Source organism: Mycobacterium uberis (assembly GCF_003408705.1).
GTDB lineage: Bacteria > Actinomycetota > Actinomycetes > Mycobacteriales > Mycobacteriaceae > Mycobacterium > Mycobacterium uberis.
This window is the reverse complement of the sequence record NZ_QAYL01000001.1, coordinates 21,488-40,259: the sequence shown is the minus strand read 5'-3', so window position 1 is coordinate 40,259 and position 18,772 is coordinate 21,488. Positions and strand designations below refer to the sequence as shown.

General features: G+C 55.4%; 8 protein-coding genes and 6 pseudogenes. 8 read left to right on the top strand and 6 right to left on the bottom strand.

The window, feature by feature from the left end; genetic code table 11:
* Positions 1–82: 82 nt before the first annotated feature.
* The 4 genes from MUBE_RS00210 (at position 83) to MUBE_RS00195 (ending at position 2,971) form a co-directional block, all read left to right on the top strand.
* On the top strand, positions 83–298 hold the full coding sequence (locus MUBE_RS00210) for a hypothetical protein (protein ID WP_116539016.1): 216 nt from the start codon (positions 83–85) through the stop codon (positions 296–298).
* Positions 299–954: 656 nt separating this feature from the next.
* Positions 955–1,245, top strand: coding sequence for a hypothetical protein (locus tag MUBE_RS00200; RefSeq protein ID WP_133297002.1), 291 nt, complete (start codon positions 955–957; stop codon positions 1,243–1,245).
* Between the two features lie 194 nt (positions 1,246–1,439).
* Positions 1,440–1,568, top strand: a complete 129-nt coding sequence (locus MUBE_RS18760) for a hypothetical protein (protein WP_279386642.1) — start codon at positions 1,440–1,442, stop codon at positions 1,566–1,568.
* Between the two features lie 431 nt (positions 1,569–1,999).
* Positions 2,000–2,971: an alpha/beta hydrolase gene (locus tag MUBE_RS00195; RefSeq protein ID WP_116539013.1), complete on the top strand. Its 972-nt coding sequence runs from the start codon at positions 2,000–2,002 to the stop codon at positions 2,969–2,971.
* 616 nt (positions 2,972–3,587) lie between these two features.
* Here MUBE_RS00195 and MUBE_RS00190 read toward each other — a convergent pair.
* From MUBE_RS00190 to hemW, 3 genes and pseudogenes are all read right to left on the bottom strand, one after another.
* A pseudogene (locus MUBE_RS00190) lies at positions 3,588–4,605 on the bottom strand (acyl-ACP desaturase).
* Between the two features lie 387 nt (positions 4,606–4,992).
* Positions 4,993–6,335: pseudogene (locus MUBE_RS00185) on the bottom strand (salicylate synthase).
* A gap of 2,054 nt (positions 6,336–8,389) precedes the next feature.
* Entirely contained in the window at positions 8,390–9,562 is a 1,173-nt protein-coding gene (hemW, locus tag MUBE_RS00175) for a radical SAM family heme chaperone HemW (RefSeq protein ID WP_116539011.1), read from the bottom strand.
* A gap of 444 nt (positions 9,563–10,006) precedes the next feature.
* Between hemW and MUBE_RS00170 the strand changes: the two are divergent.
* The 3 pseudogenes from MUBE_RS00170 to MUBE_RS19600 all read left to right on the top strand — a co-directional run.
* Positions 10,007–11,680: pseudogene (locus MUBE_RS00170) on the top strand (nitrite/sulfite reductase).
* Positions 11,680–12,436: pseudogene (locus MUBE_RS00165) on the top strand (phosphoadenylyl-sulfate reductase). The pseudogenes MUBE_RS00170 and MUBE_RS00165 overlap by 1 nt, the downstream one beginning before the upstream one ends.
* Positions 12,376–12,695: pseudogene (locus MUBE_RS19600) on the top strand (CbiX/SirB N-terminal domain-containing protein); the annotation flags it as partial. The pseudogenes MUBE_RS00165 and MUBE_RS19600, both read left to right, overlap by 61 nt.
* A gap of 550 nt (positions 12,696–13,245) precedes the next feature.
* Here MUBE_RS19600 and MUBE_RS00155 read toward each other — a convergent pair.
* Both MUBE_RS00155 and MUBE_RS18755 read right to left on the bottom strand, forming a co-directional pair.
* The gene (locus MUBE_RS00155) at positions 13,246–13,449 is read right to left on the bottom strand and encodes a hypothetical protein (protein WP_116539009.1); all 204 of its coding nucleotides are present in this window, start codon (positions 13,447–13,449) and stop codon (positions 13,246–13,248) included.
* Between the two features lie 820 nt (positions 13,450–14,269).
* Positions 14,270–14,404 carry a hypothetical protein gene (locus MUBE_RS18755; protein WP_279386641.1) on the bottom strand — a complete coding sequence of 45 codons (135 nt, stop codon included), beginning with the start codon at positions 14,402–14,404 and terminating at the stop codon, positions 14,270–14,272.
* Between the two features lie 292 nt (positions 14,405–14,696).
* On the opposite strand from MUBE_RS18755, the gene MUBE_RS00150 reads away from it, so the two are divergent.
* Positions 14,697–16,745, top strand: coding sequence for a glycoside hydrolase family 15 protein (locus tag MUBE_RS00150; RefSeq protein WP_116539008.1), 2,049 nt, complete (start codon positions 14,697–14,699; stop codon positions 16,743–16,745).
* Positions 16,746–16,829: 84 nt separating this feature from the next.
* Here MUBE_RS00150 and lepA read toward each other — a convergent pair.
* Positions 16,830–18,754, bottom strand: a pseudogene (gene lepA / locus MUBE_RS00145) (translation elongation factor 4).
* Between the last annotated feature and the right edge of the window lie 18 nt (positions 18,755–18,772).

Genomic DNA, 18,772 nt, shown 5'->3' with positions numbered 1-18,772 from the left:
TTTAACGGTATTGCATTCTTCTTTGTTGCGTATCGGTGATCACTGACCTACGTTCCTTCCGGAGGATACGGTCAACGGCCAGGTGGCATCGCTGGTAGATGAGGTATCGAACTTGCATACGCCGCGGCGGGCACCGGGCCACCGGCCTGAATGGAGCACCGATACTCCAGATTTGGAGACGATGATGCTTGGCGCTACTACCGCGACCTACACTGCCGACGGTGCACCGGCTTTTGTGATTACTGCCAAGGGGGCCCTCAGAAGGTTCGGTATCGATGACGATGCGTTTGCGGCCTGAGTTACCGCTGAAGGCGATAGACTGGCACAGTACCTTCCTAATCCGGGCTTTGCCCCGTCGGGATCGACGTTGTCAGAGTTAGTTTATCAGGCGCTAAGTGCCTATGTGCTCGTCGGCGATCCCGGCATCGAATTTGAACATCCACTGCCACGCCGACGGAGACGGGTATTTTGCGCGACTCAACAATCGTGTCGGCCGCCAGCCCTTAGTGGGCCTGACTAGAGGTCTTCACGAACTACATTGACCACCAAACGATCTCACTCCTAGTGATGAAGCCCGCCACTACCTACAAGAGATCTGCCGTATTGCCGACGAAGCAGCTCCAGTCAAGCCGGGAACTAGTGTCGACGATATCAGTCACGCGTAATGGCTACTTTCCGTTCTCCACCAAAGCACCCATCAATGCCCTCGAGTTTTTCGACAAGTTCTTCTCCGACGATATCGCCCATCAGAGTCGTCGCCATCGAACACTACGGCATCAATGTAACCACCCTGATGCCTACATTGACCAAACTGCAGGCTTGCGCCTGCAGTTTGGGAACCGATAACGCCAAAAATACTACGGACCTTGCAGGTCGGCGGAGTCAAGCTCGAGACTAGAGTATGCCCACCAGGTATGCACAGCGTTGTCCCTGGTCCTACAGCAAGTGTTCAGAATGGCCGAAGAGCTGTTGAACTACGCCCGGCTCGACGACCCACCAGACCTGGCCGACCACAACCGGGGGCGGATTCTGTGCGCAAATGACGAACTGCGCGTGGTGGATAACACGAGTGACCAGGTAGTTCCAGGCAAAGAGGGCGGGTTATTGGTGCGCAGTCCGTGCACATTCGACGGCTCCTTCCGCAGCGATTACAACAAAGCGATTACAACAATGAGCGCTGCTTTAATCCTAAAGGCTTCTCCCACAAGGACGATCTTGCTCGTCGCCGAGAGGACACCTAGATGATGGTTACCTACTGCATTTATAAATGATTATATACCACGGCGGTGAAACTAGTTCCACCTAATACCTCAAGGAGCAGCTATTCAGCCGCTCAGGGTTTCTGATCGGCTGCGGCAATCCCACTTCCAGATCACTAATTAAGCTAAAAGACTTGCGCTGCTGTATTTTTCGACGGTGAACTGGTCGAGCTTGCGGAGTTGGATACTGACTTTGACCAGCGCGGTGTCGCTGCACACACCTGGCCCGATATGGTGGTCACGATGGCGGCACTGCCCACGACACCGATTGACAAGATCGGCACACTCGCCCGCCAGCTGAGTTCCTAACCCACCCGAACGGAGACACGACCGGACGAACTGGCTAGCAGTTCTTCTTGGGCGATCCTATTGACAACACTTTTGTTGGGTAGGCGTTCCTGTGGGGTCAGTTAGACACTGCTGGTTTGCCGACCCGACGTGAGACTGTCTCAAACAACAACGCCTTGGTGTAAAAGCAAAACACTGCTCGTCTGGATCTCCTGTGGTCACGTTCCGTAGAAAATCTCTTTTTAGCCAGATCGATCGAAAGTTCGTGCTGTCAAAACCACCCACCTTGACAGTACGCAATGATTGTACTGTTGACTATAGCGGCCTTTGGAGGGTTCGGCACCTACGGACTGTACAGCGCATCGAGCCGGCCCGTCGGATGATCCGAACCCAACGCCGACAATTGATTGCTGACATTGATGAATGCCACTATTTGCGATTGACTACAATTTATGACTGATTGCATACCGATGCGTGGATCCTGGCGATCCCGTGGCGCGGTAGCGGTAAGCACACTCACCCTGCCGCGGATAACCGGGCTGCTGCAGCCGAGGCGAGCGTGGGATGTCTGGGTGGCGCGCCAAACCATCGCCCGGCTCATGGACATATTTGGGTCGTCGTTAGTGGGTACTCGCGTCGAACAGATCAACTCCGTACTGCCCGATGGCCAGCGCGTCGTCGGGGAATGGGTGTACGGACAGCGCAGCCACGCAATCAATACCCGACGTAATACCGGGGCGGCGATCTACTTTGTGCACGGCAGTGGCTACACCATGTGTTCACCTCGAACGCATCGACGGTTGACGTCTTGGTTGTCGTCGCTGACCGGACTGCCGGTGTTCTGTGTTGATTACCGCCTCGCGCCGCGCTACCGATTTCCCACTGCAGCCAATGACGTGCGCGCAGGCTGGGACTGGTTGCTGCAAACGTGTAACTTGTCGGCGGAGCGCATTGTGGTTGTTGCTGATTCGGCAGGAGGACATCTGTCGGTGGATTTGCTGCTGCAACCCGAGGTCTCGGCACAGCATCCGGCGGCCCTGGTGTTATTTTCGCCGTTGATCGACCTCACGTTCACGTTGTCAGCAACTCGCGAACGGATCCGCCCCGACCCCGCCGTACGAGCGGCAACCGCCGCTCGCGTGGTCGGCCTCTACCATGCGGGGATCGACCCGACTCACCATCGCCTGGCACTCAACGTTGCCGGAGGGCTAACGCTTCCGCCGACGCTGATCCAGGTCGGTGGAGCCGAAATGCTGGAGGGCGACGCGCGGCAACTCGCCGCCGATATCCAGGCCGCCGGCGGCCGTTGCGAGTTGCAAGTGTGGCCTGACCAAGTGCACGTATTCCAGTCGCTACCGCGGCTGACACCCGATGCCGCCAAGGCCATGATCTATGCAGCACAGTTTATCGGATGCTCTCTTTGACATGCCGAGTCCCGGCTGACGTAGTCATGAATGAAGCGGACCAAGGACGTTTCGGGCCGTGGCATAAGCTTCTGAACGTACTACCGGCAACGACATCCACCTGAACGAGCCATCTAGTAGGCAGCCGACACAAAAGCATAAATGCAGAACAACGTGCACAACTAACCGGCCTGAATGTCGACTTGCCACAGCTAGTTTCTTACCAAGAACAGACCAACAAGACTATATACCCGGTTCCGCCACCCAGTATCGTTGCTAGAAGCGCTCTTTCGCGCATGGCGACGTGATAACATGACACTCTTATGCCCTCGTCACCTCGACTTGCTCGTAATGCGGCGCACTGAGATGGTGCCCAACCAGCCAACACAGCCCGCACCCGGTACGATCAACAGCGTACTGCTTAGCATACGACATGCACCCAACCGAGTTCGGCGCCAGTCACGTGCATTCCACGAGTTCACTGAGACCAGTGTAGCGCCAGCTTCTCAATACAGCAGTGCATGTCGGCCGTGTTGCGTCCGGAGGGACACTCATCTCACCCGGCTACGACTAATCACCTCGATGCTTAGCCGGCAGCTACAATATTGCACGCGCCCGACACCTCCTTCGGTAGCTATCACCGTCCGCTGAGCGTAAGCGTGCCTCGGGTTTTGAGCACTTTGCTTGCCGTGATCTTCTCGATTCTGCGGGACTGGTGGTCAAGGTAGCGCTGCTTGGATTCGTCGAACCTCTCCCCCTCTTAATTCGAGCTCTTTGACCAGTAAGCCAAGGTCATCACGCAATCCAGGCGGCTTCGCCAGTGAAGTCTTCACGTTCAAAAATCTGCCACTTTTTCAGCACCGGCATGACTACCTCGTTAAGATGGATCCTCGGATCATAGACGCCGCCGACGGCGATGATCACAGCCTTGCGTCGGAACTCTGGAACCGTTAAACCGGGCATTTTGAAGTTACGCAATATCCTGTGCACCGACTTCATCGCCTGATTAGGTGCAATCTCGAGACCGGCTGCGCTGACATCTCGATAGAAGATCATGTACAGGTCCTCGTCTGCCGACTCCTGGCGAGCAGTTTGTCCGCGATTGTCTCGTTGCAGACTCGTCCAGTATTGCGATGGGACACACGGGTGGCTAATTCCTGAAATGAAACGTACATGATGGAGTCAAGTAGACTATCAGCAAACATGTCGCCCTGATGGTTCTGGCCTGGGCTGAAGCCTCTAGTCATGTGTTCGAGGCGTAGCTTCTCCAACTCGACCGGATCGACAGCGCGGGTAACCACCAAGTAATCGTGCGGTGCCGTACTGTGCCTGCTTTCTTCAGCTGTTCACCGATTGATCCACTGCCCCCAAGAGCCATCCATGCTAAAGTTCATCGCGATCTCGCGGTGATATGATGGGAGATTGTCCTCTGTCAGCAGGTTTTGCACCATAGCGACCTGAGCGACATCAGAGAACTGACTCTGCCCGGGTTCCCAGTCATCTCCGTTGAGGGCGTAATAATTCTTGCCGTCTGACCAAGGAGTATAGTCGCGCGGACTCCATTCTTTGAACATTTAGAGGTGCCGGTTGAGCAAGTGCTCAACCACGGGCTCAAGCTCACGGAGTAGCTGCCGGTTGGTCAAGTTCTTGGACACGCCATCTCCCTAGTGATGTATTCCGTCGAGTAACACTCAATTTAACTGTGAATGTTAGTCATATTTAGCTGTAAATACTAGTCACATTCGAATCAGCTACGCCGGGCTATTACTCACCAAGTCGATAAAAACATCAGTCACAGACCGCACTCCCGCCGCTGACACCACGATCGTTCGATACACGACCGGCCAGACGATATAAGGACATTGGGGAATTCCCACTCCCACACATCGCTGACTAACATACACTTCGGACTAGGGTGCTGCCTTTTGCGTCCACAACAAGTCACATCTGACCGCGGACTATGGCAAACGCGCTAGTGCCGAAGTAATCTAGATAGCTACAGAACTTGCGACCGCCTGTGACAAGGAAGGATGCACGATACACTACTGACACGCAACCAAATACGAAGCCAGTGTGCATAGCTTCTCGAAGGTCTCCTCGAATTTGCATTCGGGTTGTGGCTCTCCGATGATTCCGGCTCCGACCCGCAGCCAGGTCTTCCCGTCACAGTCGCAGCATCAGCGTGCAATCCAATTCACTGGATACTGAAATAATAATGACAACAACGGAATACAGTTCATGCTAAACTTCGTATAGACGCAAGGTGGCCTCGACGCCAGTTGCTTTCGGTATAACCGACACGGTGGCCGCCGGAGACAGTGCCTCCAGCGCATCTATCCGGTCGCTGGAAGAGTCCAGGAGTGCGCTGATCGTCGATCTACGATGCTGCATGCCTCACTATTTACACACCGTCATAAAATCGATGACGGCTGCAGTGCCGAGTTCGGCGATCTCGGTAATCTTTAGCAAGCGAGCTATGAGTTGAAACAGATCGTTTAACAGCATACTGAGAATTAGATTCCAAATCTTCGCGTTACGCACGGTCACGCGCTATACCATGGTCGAGCGCGTGAATGCCTGCCGGCAACTCGGTAGCCACCGTGCCGTCACGGTAAACCGCTGCGCCAAACTCCGGACTGTAACACAAAGATCGAATTCCACTTATCTACAACAAGAATGGCATAACCTGAGCGTTGTATCGACGACCCAGTCGATAGCTGGACTGAAAGTCGAGTGCGAAAGTCACTTTTAAACAACGAGACAAGGTTACCTTGTGATAACTTCTGGCGGCGATCTCGTGCACGGCAACCGCCACTCGATTGCAGTAACTGGACGAGTCGGCGGTGACATCAACTGCACAGGAGAACGGCACTTTACACACACTTTCACTCAAAAACCCGCAAACAGCCTCATGGTGTCGAGCCTAGGCATCGAAAAACAAATCTCACCGGTGATCACCACGATGCGGATACGCAGTCAAAGACCCGGACCAGTGGGGTCCGCGGCACCAACCGCTCCTGCAGGCCTTAGCAATAGATACCGAATTCAAAGACAATTCGACCGAAAACTTGGTCGTTTTCCAGCAACAACCTGCCAATCACTTCACCCAACACCGCTCCAGTCCGCTCCGGCCAGCATTGTCGTTGCGTCACACCGTCGCGGATAGCGCACAGCGCATCGCTGTTTCGCTCGATCATCACAAGCACACCTAGTGATCAGCACCCATTGACCGTCGTGTTCGTAAAATAGGTACTTCTTGTCGATCTCACTTGGGCAATACCACGGTCAGCTAAACTGCAACGTCCGCCAGATCGATATGGCCGCGCAACGAAATCAACCGTGTCACCGCGCCAGCAGAGCTTATCTCGACGCAGACCTCGATCACGCACATAAACTCACATAAATTTTATAATTTATTTCATATAAGCCTACGCGACCTGCTTAACCTTTCGACAGGCAACTAGAGGGGCAGATCACCTTTGACACCGAGTCGCACCCTGTAGCCCCGATGCACTAAAGTCCCACGCTTTTCCCGCCTGTTTACGTACTGACTGGTTGCCGTCCCCAGAGTTCTCCTAACATCACAGCTAAGCTGTACGCATTCGTACTGGGTCGCGCGGATCGGGAAGCTCCGCTCGTATGGGAAAAGAGGCCGGTAAATGTGTTCGCGGGTATGTCCGGACACGTCCATTGACCGCCTACCAGTCTCGTGTGGGATGTGGCGGTTATGTAAGAAGACCAACACCACTGCCTGACCGAGAATAGCGAATCACGTCAACTGACCGTGTGGTGAAAAGGTTTAACGTAAGTTAAATGTGATGGCACTACCGTCATCGCAGCCCGCCACCTGTCCGATTGATTAGATACACAATTATGTTCGTAACCCGGCTTTATGGATAGCGAAAAACTTACAGTTAACCAAGAGACAGAAAGTACTTACGGTTACGAGCGTTGACAGTTTCGAAGAAACTACCACACACTGTTCACCATAGGCGTGGCAGTTCATGACACACCGCAAACGCGTCGCCGGGTTGCGCCATCGCTGGTTTCAAAAGCCCGTTAGAGAGCCTATCGGCGCGTGCCTCGGCCACTCTGCACCAAGGTTTACAAGAGTGCATTTGGGCATCAACCTCAAAAGCCCATGCGTATACTAAGTGGCGTACTAGCCTGAGCATATCTAAATTTCGCTATTTTTCTGGATGTGTATGGTCTCGCCGTTGACGTTCGATGCTTCCTTGAGGACCGCAAGCGAGCACAGGAGAGCCGTTCAATGCTTCAAGCATTTTGAGGTAACTTCACCCACAAGCTGTTCAAACTATTCCTACTGTTATTTTACTGCGTATTCTTGATACCAATCCTAGAGTTACGTTTCGATTTTCTGTATGTGATTTACCAGGGTTTGACCATGTATCTTTTTCCGGTTACCGGCTAATACGGAGGTGAAAAGCTAGTCAAGATAAAGTCCAACGAGATCAACAACATCGCTGGCTTTGTGGTGCCCGACTTCGTATCGAACTTCTTGATAGGAGAAATTAGCTTAATTTGTTGCTAGTCTGCTTGAGTCAAATGCTGAGAGTCGATAGGGTGACCGTCGCTAGGCATTATACGTCGGATTCGATAGGGATCTTTGTCACGTGCGTGGTCGTGCTGATCGCCACCTGAATGGCGTGTAACGCCTACATGCCTGCCATGCCTTACGGTGATGGAGATTACGGGCTGTTTGGTGGAGTTATGCCTAGTCACACAACTGCGGCACAAGGGTTTGAGCAATACCGGGAACATTCCCGAGGAGCAAAGCCTAAACCCCGTCGGTCAAGGTGGAGGGTCGGTCCGGTCGCAGCCGTGCGGCCACCGCACTGCTAGCCTCTGGAGGCCCAGCACGAACAAGAGATCGAACTCTTGATGGAAAAGCTAGGATATCCGAACTGGGAGCCCAACAGAGCATACTTATGGAGAAACTCGAGAGGATTCCTATTTTCTCCCGTAAGTTGCTATTAGGACGTTTTCCTCAACCGTAGATTCGTCCTCCTCATCGGCCTCATCAACGAACTGTTAGGTACAAAGGACATCCATGACGACGAAATCCTGTATAATATCGTTATAATATCGTTCCAACGCATGCTAGCATCGCATGTATTTGCACCGGTGGAGGTCAGTGTCTCTACATAAGCTATCCCTACCTGACTCACACCGGGAGCCTAAGTGCTGTTCGCGACTCTCTGTGGAGTGACATTTCACATCACCGTCCTCGCGGTCCAACGGCTGGCGATCCCCGAGGCAAGCACAACCCTACCGTTAGCCGCATCACTAGTTTTGGCATTTTCCTAAAACGTCACCGCTGGAATCATACTGTATATCGAGGCTAACCGGATGATCAAACGCCGGCTCTGATCTGCGGGCAGCTTCTGATGTACGGACGACACAATCCGGCCAACTGGGCTATCCCAGCAACGTGCGCACCACCGCGTCGGCAAGCAGCCGTCCACAGGGGGTGAGAACCAGCCTATCCCCCTCGAATACCAGTAGACTGTCAGCGACCACATCCTCTGCACGCTTGCGTTCGGCGTCCTCCAGCTGAGAAAGCGGAAGACCTTGGCGCAGACGTATTTTCAACATCACATCTTCAATGTGCAACGCATCCACGCTAAGCTGCTCAAAATCCGCAATGGGAAGCATTGCATTGCCCAGCATCTCTGCATAGGCATTAGGGTGCTTGACATTCCACCAGCGCGTTGCGCCGACGTAACTGTGCGCGCCCGGCCCTGCGCCCCACCATTGACCACCGTTCCAGTAGCCAAGGTTGTGTTGACATTCACCGCCTGGTAGAGACCAATTGGACACCTCATACCAGTTCAACCCGGCGGCAGACAGGCGTGCGTCGACCAGCTCGTAACGGTGTGCCAGCAGATCGTCGTCGGGAGCGGCCAGTTCACCGCGTCGGATTCGCCGCGCCAACGCGGTGCCATCCTCTACGACCAAGGCATATGCGGATATGTGGTCGATACCGACCTCGATCGCAGAGTCGACAGAACGTATCAGATCATCATCGGACTCTCCCGGTGTCCCATAGATTAGGTCGATGTTGACGTGTTCGAAGCCTGCGGCCATCGCCTCGCGAGCCGCGGTCGATGCCCGACCAGGCGAGTGTACCCGGTCGAGGGTGGCCAATACTCGGGGCGCTACAGACTGCATACCGAGCGATACTCGCGTGTAACCGGCCACGCGGATCGCTTCGAAGAATTCCGGCCAAGTGGACTCGGGATTAGCCTCGATGCTCACCTCGGCATCCGGCGCCAGCACGAAGTACTCCCGCACCATGACGAGCAGCGTAGCCAGGCGCTCATCGCCCAATAACGATGGCGTCCCACCTCCGACAAACACGGTGTTCACCGTGGGCGCCGCCAGACGCGCGGCCGCCAATTCGAGCTCGATCCGCAGTACCGCCAACCAGGTATCCGGGTCGACACCACCCAGTTCGGCTGGAGTGTAGGTGTTGAAATCACAGTAACCACAACGAGTCATGCAGAACGGGACATGTACATACACCCCGAATGGCTGTCCTGCACTGGGCTGCACGTCGGGCAGATCCACCGGTACCTGACGAAAGGGCATGCCAAATCATCGCATGGTGATCGGGTCAAGCTGGAACCGTCAATCCTTCCGTCACTCCTGCCGCTAACCCGACCACACTTTTGCAACGAGCGGCGCAGGATGAATGGGCTTCTCAGCGGATTCGCGGTTTTGTGTACCCGATCACTACTAATAAGCTTGTTCAGTACTTTCAATCATTGTTAGAAGAAATTTGAGGTGGTTAAGCGGCTCGTCGTTAGCCACGGTAGATTGGCGGCATGTTCGTCGCCAACCCCAGGCTTATGCATCGCGCTGGTGACACGGTGGTTATGTCAATCTCAAACATGTCTACAGCTGCTGCTATCTACATGTGATGCCGTAAATCAGACCACTAGTACGACCAACTGACCATCGAACTACGCCACCGAAACACCTTGATGGGCTGCGCAGTCCGCGTTGGCGGCATGCGTGAAAGAGAACCTCCAAATGATTACAGCCCGTTCGACACAGGCTCGCAACGTGGGCCTCAGTGAGTGCTGGAAAATCATTGAGCCGCTCAACGCTAACTAGGAGTTCAAAAAAGCCGACAACCGGCTCGATGCATGGGAGCTCGTCGACAACATCGACGCTAAAGCTGGATTCGATAGCATAGACAAAACCCATCTGCGTAGGCGCTTCCGCCGGTGAAACCTCTGCACACGGTATGAGCAGGGCTACAATGACAGCTCGACTTGCGACGAGAACATTTAACTACTAGGAAGTTGAATACTTCATGCTGCAAGTGCGCTGCGAGGGTGGCACAGTTTCGACTGTTGCGCTGCGCGCACCGGACCAGATCTCGACCGAATTCGCTAGCGGTACCGCCAACATCTGCGATTGAGAAAATGTGCAGTACCACTGGATCGAAGTGGAAAACATCCCTGAAATCTTGCGACGGCTGGCCGAGGTCAGACTTATAGCCTACCGAGACGTACGGTGACTGCTTGTGGGTAGTGCTTCGACTCACCACTGGCCAGTGAAGCTCTGGACGAGGTGCTGGACCCGATCTGGACGATTCACGAAATCAGGCGCCGCTACATCGGCAAACCGGACTTCGCCGACTCGCTGCACGAGTATAAACTCGCCGTTTCGAGTCTGCAGGATGCCGCGCGCGATATCTACTACATCGCATTCATCGGTGTTAACCACCCCAAGCCACGGACTCGTCCTGGGATCTATGGATCGGCGGCGGTCTGTCGACCAACCCGGTGTTAACCCAGCGAGTCGGCACCGGGGTTCCGCTAGACAAGGTGTCTGAAGTGTGGGCTGCCATCAGCTTACTGTTTCGTGACTATGGCTACCAACGTCTACGGGCCAAGACACGGCTGAAGTTCCCCATCAGGGATTGGAGTATAGAACAATTTTAGGGACGTTCTCGAAACCGAATACCTCAAACATCCTTTAATCGACAGTTCGGCTCTGAGCCAGTCAAGCATCCGATCGATCACGTCGGAACCCAGCAGTTCAAGAACGAGCTTAACGCCGTTAAGATTGCCCCGATCGCCGGACGGGTGTCGAGCACCCTTCTCACTGAGATAGCCGACCTAGCAGAGTGTGCCGGGTCGAATCGGACCCAGTTCACCCCACATCAGAAGCTAATCATTTTATAGTACACTCGACACCTTACTTGACGACATGGTCACCGGACTGGAGGCGTTGGGTCTGCGGTTTCGGCCATCGCAGTGGCTACGAAATTTGATGGCATGCAGAGAGATTAAGTTTTGTAAGCTGTCATTTATCGAAACCAGATTCAGGACACAGACTTTGGTTCCCGAACTCGAGCGTCGGCTGCAGGACATCAATTCCACACTTGAAGTACCAAGCACAGTCGATATCAGTGACTGCCCAGCTTCCTGTGTACGAATTCAAATCGCCGATATCTGTTTCAAAGACCTAATGGTCGACGACGGTCTCGGTGGTTCGGTCAAAAGCGTCCAGGTTCATTTGGGCGGCAGTCTCGGCCTGCATAGCAGTTTCAGCCATAAACTGCGTCAAAATAAGATCACCAGCGACAAGCTGAGTAACTACATCGATCGGGTGATTCGCAACTTCGTTAAACATCACGGCGACAGTGAGCGCTTCGCGCAGTGTGTTATTCGAGCCGAAGAAGACGACTTGTGATGAACACTCAAGTGGCTCGCCTGACCCAAGATGAACTGCGTGAGCTTGCGGCGCAAAGTATGGCCGAATTCGACGGCGCTGGCACTGTCGATTCGTTGCGGTGGACCAACGACACCTTCGATGGTATCAATGGCCCACGCGGATGGGTGACGTGCAACTACGTGGTAGTCGTCAATATAGTTTTGGTGCTATGTTAGCGTATCTAACCACTAGAATGCGCCCGAACGTGCCGGTAATCTTTCTGGACAATGGCTACCACTTCGTAGAAAGTATCGATACTCAAGATACCGTCGAGTCTGTCTATGACATCCGGGTACTCAACATCACTCCGGAACTGACACCTGACCAGCAGGACCAATTGCTGGACAAAAACTTCTTCGTCCATGACCCTAGTGAATGCTGCCGACTAAGCAAGGTTGTGCCCTTGGGCGAAACATTGCATGGCTACTCCGCTTGGGTGACCGGGCTGCGTCGGGTCGAAGCTCCGATCCGCGCCAACCCCCCACTGATCAGCTTCGGCAAGGCCTCCAAGTTGGTGAAGGTCAACTGGCGGTGTGGACCGACCAAGGTCTGCAGGATTACATCACCAAGTTCGACGTGCTGGTCAATCCGCTTGTACACGAAGACTATCCGTCGATCGGATGCGTCCCTTACACGGTCAAGACTGCCGACGTCACCGACCCGCACAGTGGACGCTGGCAAAGGCTAACCAAGACCGAATATGGGTTGTATGCCTCGTGGTCACCCGCGTATTAACCCCGCACGGAAAGTGCGGATCCACAGTCAGTGGCCAACACACAGGCCGTCGCAGCCCGGCTGGCGTGCATACAACCCAACATCGACGTACAACTGGCTTTTTGCGAACTCAACACGCCGAATCTGGTCGACGTACTCAATAGGTGTTCCGACCAAGCCGTTATGCTCCCGCTGCTGGCTGACGCCTGTAGACATCCATCCCAGGTCAAATCGCACACTGTGGTACCACTCTCACCGTGTGCAGCAGGCCAATGTCCTCGATTCTATTGGCTTACCGGTTGCACTACTGCGGGACTTATCACCAAAGGCACCACACGACGAAATCACCTGTACACCATGACCCGAACGGGTGGCATTAAATGCCGGAATCACAGTGCTCGACCCGAGTTCCGAGGCCGAGTAAGCGACCAGCGTGACATAGCAGCAACTATACTGACCATCGAACACCGCCAGTGCCATACTCACCCAAAATCGTTACACATGAGCAGCCTTCCAGTATCGGATGTAGGTATCTCGACCCCATTGCTGCGAAAAGGCGCCTCGCACTGGAGGAGAACTCACAAACTCCATACCAAACCGCGCACAAGTCTTGGAGTCAGCGACAACAGTCAACGAGTACACAACACTCCAGAACACCGGATAATACGTGCATGGCGCGAAGCCTGACAGAATTGGCAGGCCTGTCACCGAGCCGCACACCTGAGTACGTCAGCAAGTTTACATTACTCAGCGTGTCAACAGCCACGCCACTATCACCAGCATCATGAGTGTGACTAGCACCAACGTCACATGTGACCGAGGCATTCGGGTTACCCGCGCGCCGAGCCAGCCTGGCGGGCACGACGCATCAACTGGATGCCCTTGTCAAACGCGATGTCCAGCACTAATGCCGTGCCGTAGGCCAACGCGAGCACAACCGGCATCACCAACACGGCCTGTAATACAAAGGCGAGCCCGGACAGCCACAGTTCGATGCTGTCCCACCAATTCAGGAATCGGTTCACTGGGCTTATACTAAATCTTACTTGCCTTCTATCCCACCTGTCGTATCCGAACCATCAACCTACTGTGTCAAGGTCACACACTGCTTCCCGCGCCTCCCCCATTCGACAAAACGACGTGCCTCGTTGTAGACGGTGGACCGACGGGCATGAGGCTTGGTCCGCGCCGGCATATTTAAAGTCACCACGATGGAAAAATACGCCGCCTTTCTGCGTGACTTCCGTGGGGATACCCTGCACGTGAGTATCAAGCGGCTGCTTGACAAACTCGATTTGGGGCCGCATTCGCGCAGATTCCGCACCGCAACATCAACACTGTCCGGATGGAGATACAGGGCAAGTCGGTGAATCTGGATCTGAGCCGCTTGCCCAGCGCACATCAACACATCACACCTGGTTCCGTAGTGGAACCTTCTGCAAACGATCTTTTCAGGAGATGCTCGCTGCTGCTGCCGAGGCGGAGCCCACATTCCGGCTGATGTACAAGACCGAGGTAACCGGCGTGGTGCACGACGGTGAGCATCTGAACTGAATCGTAGACGTTACTTAGTCACTTATCGTGATCAGAGCAGTGAAACCAAAGAAATCCACGCCGAATTGACGATGGCATGCGATGGCCGCTCATAAACCCTACACTCAGCAATGGCGCTGACACCGTGTAACTTCTGCGCACTTACGTAACGTGTGGTGGTTCCGATTGCCTCGCCGGCCCAACGACCCGTCCAGACCTGCCTGCGTGCTGCACTGTACGCCAGTCACGCGGCGATCACGATTGACAACGAAGACTATTATGTAGATCGCCTACATCATTCCAAAGGTAATCAACTCCTAGCTACGGGCACAGGGCATTGACGCGTCGCGAGACGCGCTGGTTAGTATGGCGCACTGGATCGTCGACCACGTTGGCACGTAGACGTCCTTCGACGACGTGAAGCTGCTTGACGTGCAGCCGAATCGGCTCCGTCACCGGATTCCGGCGGCGATCCTGCAGGCTGCACAACGGATGATCTTGCCAACATCATCACTATCGCGGTGGGCAGCGGTGTTCAAGGACCACTGTGAAGCATGCGGTTGGTAAGCCGAACACTGACATTGCAACGGTGCGTCAGCTGCCTGATCGTAGCTTGGCCCGTTACCCGAACACGTGCCTCAGCACGCTAGGGCACACCGGGTAGGGCCCTACACCTCGGATAAGCGGTAAACGTTGGGCAAACGGTAAACAATAGACGCCGGGCAGGTCGACAGATGATGATGTCGATATGGTCCTGCACGCCAAACCCACCGACCGGCCAGCCGAGGCCGACGACGAGGCAGCTGCGGCTCGAGCGTTTATCACAGCCGACACCGCTAAGCTTGCGCCCTTTAATTTCAGTTCACCGGCGCTATCTGCTTCCAGCGGTGCACTGCGCAACCCGTTTCCGCCGATCGCCGACTATGCATTTCTGTCCGACTGGGAAACGACTTGTCTGATCTCGCCGGCCGGTTCGGTGGAATGGCTATGCTTGCCCCGGCCTGATTCCCCAAGCGTGTTTGGCGCGATCCTGGACCGCAGCGCCGGCCATTTCCGGCTGGGCCCCTATGGCGTTTCGGTGCCGTCGGCTCGCCGTTATTTGCCCGGCAGTCTGATCATGGAAACCACGTGGCAGACCCACACTGGATGGCTGATCGTGCGAGACGCGCTGGTGATGGGGCCGTGGCATGATATCGAGCGTCGATCACGCACGCATCGCCGCACCCCGATGGACTGGGATGCCGAGCACATCCTGCTGCGCACTGTGCGCTGCGTAAGTGGCACCGTCGAGCTGATGATGAGCTGCGAGCCGGCGTTCGACTACCACCGCGTCGGCACCGCGTGGGAATATTCGACCAATGCCTACAGCGAAGCTATCGCACGTGCCAGCAAACAACCTGACGTCCACCCGACGCTGCGGCTCACCACTAATCTGCGGATCGGGTTGGAGGGCCGGGAAGCACGGGCACGCACCCGGATGAAAGAGGGAGACGACGTGTTTGTTGCGCTGAGCTGGACTAAACATCCAGCACCGCAGAGCTATGGTGAAGCCGCCGACAAAATGTGGCAAACCACCGAGTGCTGGCGACAGTGGATCAACATCGGTAACTTCCCCGACCATCCGTGGCGAGCATATCTGCAACGCAGCGCGCTGACACTCAAAGGGTTGACGTATTCTCCCACCGGCGCGCTGCTGGCGGCCAGCACTACGTCCCTTCCGGAAACACCACGAGGTGAACGCAACTGGGACTACCGCTATGCCTGGGTGCGCGATTCAACGTTCGCCTTGTGGGGGCTTTACACGCTGGGACTCGACCGCGAAGCCGACGACTTTTTCGCGTTCATCGCCGATGTGTCCGGTGCTAATAGCAACCAACGTCATCCGCTGCAGGTGATGTACGGGGTGGGTGGTGAACGCAGCCTGGTGGAAGACGAACTGCACCATCTGTCCGGCTACGACCACGCGCAGCCGGTGCGAATCGGCAACGGCGCCTACGACCAAGTCCAGCACGACATCTGGGGCTCGATTCTGGACTCGTTCTACCTGCACGCCAAGTCGCGCGAGCAGATCCCGGAAACATTGTGGCCGGTATTGAAAAGACAGGTGGAGGAAGCGATCGCGCACTGGCGCGAGCCCGACCGCGGAATTTGGGAAGTCCGCGGCGAGCCACAGCACTTCACGTCGTCGAAGGTGATGTGTTGGGTAGCACTAGACCGCGGGGCCAAGCTGGCTGAACGGCAAGGCGAAAAGAGCTACGCTCAGCAGTGGCGGACCATTGCCGAGGAAATCAGGGCCGACATTATCGAACATGGGGTGGACTCCCGCGGCGTGTTCACCCAGCGGTATGGCAGCGACGCGCTAGATGCCTCGCTGTTGCTGGTGGTGCTGACCCGATTCCTGCCACCCGACGACCCGCGCGTGCGTAACACCGTGCTGGCCATCGCCAACGAACTCACCGAAGAGGGTCTGGTGCTGCGGTACCGGGCTGCCGAGACCGACGACGGATTATCCGGCGAAGAAGGCACGTTCACCATCTGCTCGTTCTGGTTGGTGTCAGCACTGGTGGAGATCGGTGAGGTGACTCGCGCCAAACGGCTGTGCGAGCGATTGCTGGCTTACGCGAGCCCCCTGCACCTTTACGCCGAGGAAATCGAACCGCGAACCGGGCGACACCTGGGTAACTTCCCGCAGGCGTTCACCCATCTGGCGTTGATCAACGCAGTGGTCCACGTGATACGCGCCGAGGAGGAAGCTGACAGCTCGGGGATGTTCCAACCTGCGAATGCACCTATATAGCAGGTGATGCGCACTCTAGGCGTCGAATATGCTTACAGGACAATCTTATTGATGCTTGAGACCGGCAATGTGTAGTCGAGCCGGTTACTTCTTGCCTTTGTCTCCTACAGTATCGGTGGACAATGCAGCGACGAACGCGTCTTGCGGCACCTCGACTCGGCCGATGGTTTTCATCCGCTTCTTGCCTTCTTTCTGCTTTTCCAGAAGTTTGCGTTTACGGGTAATATCGCCGCCATAACACTTCGACAGCACATCCTTGCGGATTGCCCGAATGTTTTCGCGCGCAATAACTTTCGATCCGATAGCCGCCTGCACCGGTACTTCAAACTGTTGACGCGGTATCAGGTTCTTGAGCTTGGTGGTCATCTTGTTGCCATAAGCGAAGGCTGAATCCTTGTGTACAATCGCGCTAAATGCGTCGACGGCTTCGCCTTGCAGCAGGATATCGACCTTGACAAGCTGAGCCTGCTGCTCGCCAGCCTCCTCATAGTCGAGGCTGGCGTAACCTCGGGTGCACGACTTCAGCGAGTCGAAGAAGTCGAAGATGATTTCCCCGAGCGGCATAGTGTAGCGCAGCTCGACTCGCTCAGGCGACAGGTAGTCCATACCACCCAATTCGCCACGGCGCGACTGGCACAGCTCCATGATCGTGCCTATGAACTCGCGGGGTGCGATGATAGTAGTCTTCACTACAGGCTCGTACGCCGCTCGAATTTTGCCCTCAGGCCAGTCCGACGGGTTGGTCACTACGACCTTGGTGTTGTCTTCTTTCACCACACGGTACACGACATTGGGCGATGTGGAGATCAGATCCAGGTCAAATTCGCGCTCTAGGCGTTCGCGGGTAATCTCCATATGCAGCAAACCGAAAAAGCCGCACCTATACCCAAAGCCCAGCGCCACCGACGTTTCCGGCTCGTAAGTTAACGCCGCGTCGTTTAATTTTAGCTTATCTAAGGCGTCGCGCAGATTCGGGTAATCCGAACCATCGACGGGATAAAGCCCCGAGTAGACCATGGGCTTGGGTTCGCGATAACCAGTTAACGCTTCGGTGGCACCATGGCAGGCTGTCGTCACGGTGTCACCGACCTTGGACTGGCGGACGTCCTTAACCCCAGTAATCAGGTAGCCCACCTCGCCCACACCCAGGCCCTCGCTGGCCTTCGGTTCGGGCGACACAATGCCGACCTCGAGCAGTTCGTGCGTCGCGCCGGTGGACATCATTGCGATGCGCTCACGCGGACTGATCTTGCCGTCGACCACACGAACATAGGTGACCACACCGCGGTAAATGTCGTAAACGGAGTCGAAGATCATTGCGCGGGTAGGCGCATCAGCATTACCTTGCGGGTGAGGCACCCGACGGACCACCTCGTCAAGAAGTTCGGAAACCCCTTCGCCGGTTTTGCCTGACACCCGAAGCACATCGCCTGGCTCGCAACCAATGCTGTGCGCGATCTCAACGGCGTAGCGGTCCGGATCGGCAGCTGGCAGGTCGATTTTGTTGAGAACCGGAATAATCGTCAGATCACGGTCCAGCGCGAGGTACAGATTAGCCAGGGTCTGAGCTTCGATGCCTTGGGCCGCGTCGACCAGCAGCACCGCGCCCTCACAAGCCTCCAACGCTCTCGACACCTCGTAGGTAAAGTCCACGTGGCCAGGTGTGTCGATCAAGTGCAGCACATAATTTTCAGTCGCCCCACCCGCTGTAATGCTCCAAGGCAGCCGGACGTTCTGCGCCTTAATCGTGATCCCGCGCTCACGTTCGATATCCATCCGGTCCAAGTATTGAGCACGCATCAACCGCTCATCGACGACACCAGTGAGTTGAAGCATTCGGTCCGCCAGTGTGGATTTGCCGTGATCAATATGAGCGATAATGCAGAAGTTCCGAATCTGCGCCGGCGCAGTGAAGGTCTTGTCGACGAAGCTGTTGATGGGAATCTCCTGGGCTGCGGTTGCTAGAAAATGCTCGAGCGGCGGTTTGCCGATACGTCCAGCGTATCCATGCAAGGTGACCGAGACAC